Source organism: Streptomyces sp. NPDC056503 (assembly GCF_042794995.1).
Classification (GTDB): Bacteria; Actinomycetota; Actinomycetes; order Streptomycetales; family Streptomycetaceae; genus Streptomyces.
This window is the reverse complement of sequence record NZ_JBHTST010000017.1, coordinates 78838-82679: the sequence shown is the minus strand read 5'-3', so window position 1 is coordinate 82679 and position 3842 is coordinate 78838. Positions and strand designations below refer to the sequence as shown.

The following is a 3842-nucleotide window of genomic DNA, read 5'->3' as shown; positions in this document are numbered from 1 at the left end:
ACGCCCGGTTACATTCCGAACCCGGAAGCTAAGCCTTTCAGCGCCGATGGTACTGCAGGGGGGACCCTGTGGGAGAGTAGGACGCCGCCGAACAACCCGCCCTTTTAGCTCAGTCGGTAGAGCGTCTCCATGGTAAGGAGAAGGTCAACGGTTCGATTCCGTTAAAGGGCTCAGAGAGAAGGCCCCCGCCATTGGCGGGGGCCTTCTTGCGTTTACGGGAAAGAAGCGGGGAGTAGGCCGGCGCCTCCCCGTGGAGGCGTCGGCCGTCTGTCGTCAGCTGGGGTCCGGTTCCCTCAGACGCATCGTCAGGATGGCCATGTCGTCCGAGGCGGGGGCCTGGGCGAAGCGTTCGACCGTGCGGAGGATACGGCCGCCGACCGCGCCGGCCGTCAGTCCCGTACAGGTCCGCAGGGCGTCGGCGAGGCCGTCGTCGCCGAGCATGCGGGTGCCCTCGCGGCGCTCGGTGACGCCGTCCGTGACGCAGAGGAGGACGTCGCCGGGGTCGAGCGAGAAGGTCTCCTCGTACAGCTCCAGGTCCTCCATCACGCCCAGGAGCGGCTGGGGTTCGGCGGCCGGGGTGACCGTGCCGTCGGGACGGAGGCGGAGCGGGAGCGGGTGACCGGCGCAGACGACCTTCAGGACCGCCGAACCGTCGGGCTGCGGGCGGAGTTCGCCGTACAGGAGGGTCAGGAAGCGGCTGCGGGCGCCCTCGTCGAGGATGGCCGCGTTCAGCCGCTCCAGGACCGCCGGGCCGCCGAAGCCCTCGCGGGCGAGGAGGCGCAGGGCGTGCCGGGCCAGGCCCGTGACGGCCGCGGCCTCCGGGCCCGTGCCGCAGACGTCGCCGATGGCGAAGCCGTACACGTCGTCGCGGATGGGGAAGACGTCGTAGAAGTCGCCTCCCACCTCGTTGCCCTCGCCGGCCGCGCGGTAGATGACGTCCACCTCGACGCCGGGGATCTTGGGGAGGTCAGGGGGGAGGAGACTGCGCTGGAGGGACTGGCTGATGGCGTTGCGCTCGGAGTACAGGCGCGCGTTGTCCAGGGCCAGGGCGGCTCGGCGGGAGAGGTCCTCGGCGAGTTCCAGGATCTCCTGGCGGAAGTGGTCCTCGGCCGGGCGGCCGAGGGTGAGCATGCCGATCACGCGGTTGCGGGCGACCAGGGGCAGGACGACCGTCTCGCCGGCGACCGCGCCGGCCGTGGCCAGGGCGGTGTCGATGCCGGAGGAGAGCGGGCTGCCCAGGTGTTCCAGCTCGCGGGCGGAGGCGGCCAGCGCGGCCCGGTGGGCGGCGTCGCCGGGGGCCGTCCAGAGGCGGGCGCCGGGGGTCGGCACCGGGTCGGGCGGGGCGATGGAGAGCAGCAGGGCCTTCAGACCGTCGATGCGGTCCTCGTCCTCGTGGAGCACATAGGAGAGGTACGGGTCCGAGGCCGGGTCGGTGATCGTGTAGACCGCGCACCAGGTGGCCAGGGTGGGGACCGTCATCTGGGCCATCAGGGCCAGGGTCTGGTCGCGGTCGAGGGTGCCGGCCAGCAGGTCGGAGGCCTCGACGAGGAAGCTGAGGGAGCCGCGGCGGAGGCGTTCGAGCTCGCCCAGGCGGGCGGACTCCACCGCGAGGGCGATCCGGTCGGCGGCGAACTGGAGGCGGAGGGCCTCCTCGTTCGAATAGCGGTTGGCGGCCTCCGCGGCGACGCCGAGGGAGCCGGTGAGACGGCCCTCGACCTTGAGGGGGACCGTGACGACCGAGCGCATGCCGGTGCCTTCGAGGAGGGGCACGGCACCGGGGACGGCGGCCAGGTCCTCGTGGACGGCGGGCATGCGGGCGGAGCCGTAGCGGCTGGCGCCGGTCTCCACCGGGACGCGGGCGAAGCGCTGGCGGGCCGCCGGGAGGCCGGTCGTCGCCCGCACCTCCAGCTCGGTCTCGTCGTCGGTGGCGAGGAGGAGGAAGGCGGAGTCGCCGTCGAGCATGTCCCGGGCCCGCTCGACCGTGCGCTGGAGGAGGCCGTCCAGGTCGTCGGGGGCGGGGGAGCCGATGAACACCTCGAAGGGGTCCGTGGCGCGGCTCTCCGCGGTGGGGTCGGCGGCGGGGCGCTGCGGCGTCTGGAGGACGGCGCGCTCGTCCTCCCGTACCAGCAGGCAGACCGTGGAGGGCTCGCCCTCGGCGTCGCGTACCCGCAGGTGGGAGGCGTACACGGGGATGACGCGGCCGTCGGAGCAGCGGAGCCCGTAACTGCCCTCCCAGCGGGAGAGGCGGAGGGCCTCGGCGAGGCCGGTGCCGATGCCGGGGGTGTGGGGCCAGGCGGCGAGGTCGCCCAGGGGCTTGCCGGTGACCTGCTCGGGGGCGTACCCGAAGAGCTCTCCGGCGTCCTCGTTCCAGGAGGTGATGGTGCCGCCCTGGTCGATCTGGACGACGGCGACGCGGACGCGGCTGTCGGCGACCGGGAGGAGGGCGTCGGGGAGGGCCGGTCCGGCGGAGCGGGTGCCGACGGGGCGCTGGGGGAGGGCGAGGTGGAACCAGACGTGCTTGCGGGTGGGGGAGTAGTCGACGCCCCAGCGGTCGGCGAGGGCGGCGCACAGGAGCAGACCCCGGCCGTTCTCCCGGTCGGGGCTCGCGATGGCGCGGCCGCTCTGGACGGGGATCTCGCGCTCCGGATAGCGGTCGGCGACCTCGACGCGGATGCTGTCCTCGGAGCGCAGGCACAGGACGTCGGCGGAGGTGCCGGCGTGCACGACGGCGTTGGTGACCAGCTCGCTGGTGAGGACGACGGCGTCGTCGACGAGCTCGGCGTGGCCCCAGCCCTGGAGGGTGTCCCGGACGAAGGCCCGGGCGGCGGCGACGGACCGTCCGACGGGGTCGAAGGTGGCGGTCGCCCGCGCGGTGATCACAGCTCTCCTCGTACGCGTCTCGACGCCCGGCTCTGCCATGCTCGGTCTGCCCCTCCCGCTGCCCGGTGGTCGTACGCGCGCCACACCGCCCCCGCCGGGCGGACCGGGGCGGCTGGACAGCCGGATGCCAGGTTACTTACCTTCGCCGTCCCCGCGGAGGCCGGTCTCCGCTGTTTCCGCCCTCCGGGGGTGGGGACGTTGTGCGAAGCTGCCGAACTGTTATCGCCTGGTTCGGTCGCGGTGAAACACTGGGAATGCTTCGGCGTGAGCCGGAGCGGAACGGTCGACCCCTTTCGGGAGGGACACGGTGGAGTCTGGCACGGCGGCGCGGCGCGGCGGCGGCAGCGGCAGCGGTACGCGCGCGAGGGGCGGGCGTTCCCGTGGGGGGACGGTGCAGGTGGACGTGGCCGCGCTGGAGCGGTTGCTGTCCGCGCTGGTGTCGATGCGCGACGGGAACCTGCGGAGGCGGCTGACCGTCTCCGGCGACGGGGTGATGGCCGAGATCGCGGCCGTCTTCAACGAGGTCGCGGACCGGCAGATGCACGTGACCGGGGAGCTGTCGCGGGTGCGGCGGGTCGTCGGGCGCGAGGGCAAGCTGTCCGAGCGGCTGGAGGCCGGGGCGACCGAGGGTGCCTGGGCGGCGGCGATCGAGGCGGCGAACGCGCTGGTCGACGATCTGGCGCGGCCGGTGTCCGAGGTGAGCCGGGTGCTCACCGCGGTCGCCGAGGGCGACCTCGAACAGCGGATGGACTTGCGTTCGGAGGGTGCCGACGGGACGGTGCGGCCGCTGCGCGGGGAGTTCCTGAAGGTCGCGCGTACGGTCAACCACCTCGTGGACCAGCTGTCGGTCTTCGCGTCCGAGGTGACGCGGGTGGCCGTCGAGGTGGGCACCGAGGGCATCCTCGGCGGGCAGGCGCACGTGCGGGGCGTGTCCGGGTCCTGGAAGGACCTCACGGACTCGG

At 73.6% G+C, this 3842-nt stretch carries 2 protein-coding genes, 1 tRNA gene and 1 rRNA gene; 3 read left to right on the top strand and 1 reads right to left on the bottom strand.

The annotated features are described in order from the left end of the window. Together rrf and ACFQ8C_RS07720 are read left to right on the top strand one after the other, a co-directional pair. Positions 1-93: ribosomal RNA gene (rrf, locus tag ACFQ8C_RS07725) — 5S ribosomal RNA — on the top strand; the annotation flags it as partial. A gap of 5 nt (positions 94-98) precedes the next feature. Beyond that, positions 99-171, top strand: a tRNA-Thr gene (locus ACFQ8C_RS07720). Positions 172-273: 102 nt separating this feature from the next. Here the strand turns inward: ACFQ8C_RS07720 and ACFQ8C_RS07715 are convergent. Then, on the bottom strand, positions 274-2919 hold the full coding sequence (locus ACFQ8C_RS07715) for a SpoIIE family protein phosphatase (RefSeq protein ID WP_383453310.1): 2646 nt from the start codon (positions 2917-2919) through the stop codon (positions 274-276). Positions 2920-3187: 268 nt separating this feature from the next. On the opposite strand from ACFQ8C_RS07715, the gene ACFQ8C_RS07710 reads away from it, so the two are divergent. Further along, positions 3188-3842 (top strand): HAMP domain-containing protein (locus tag ACFQ8C_RS07710; protein ID WP_383453308.1); only part of this gene is annotated, 655 nt, incomplete at its 3' end.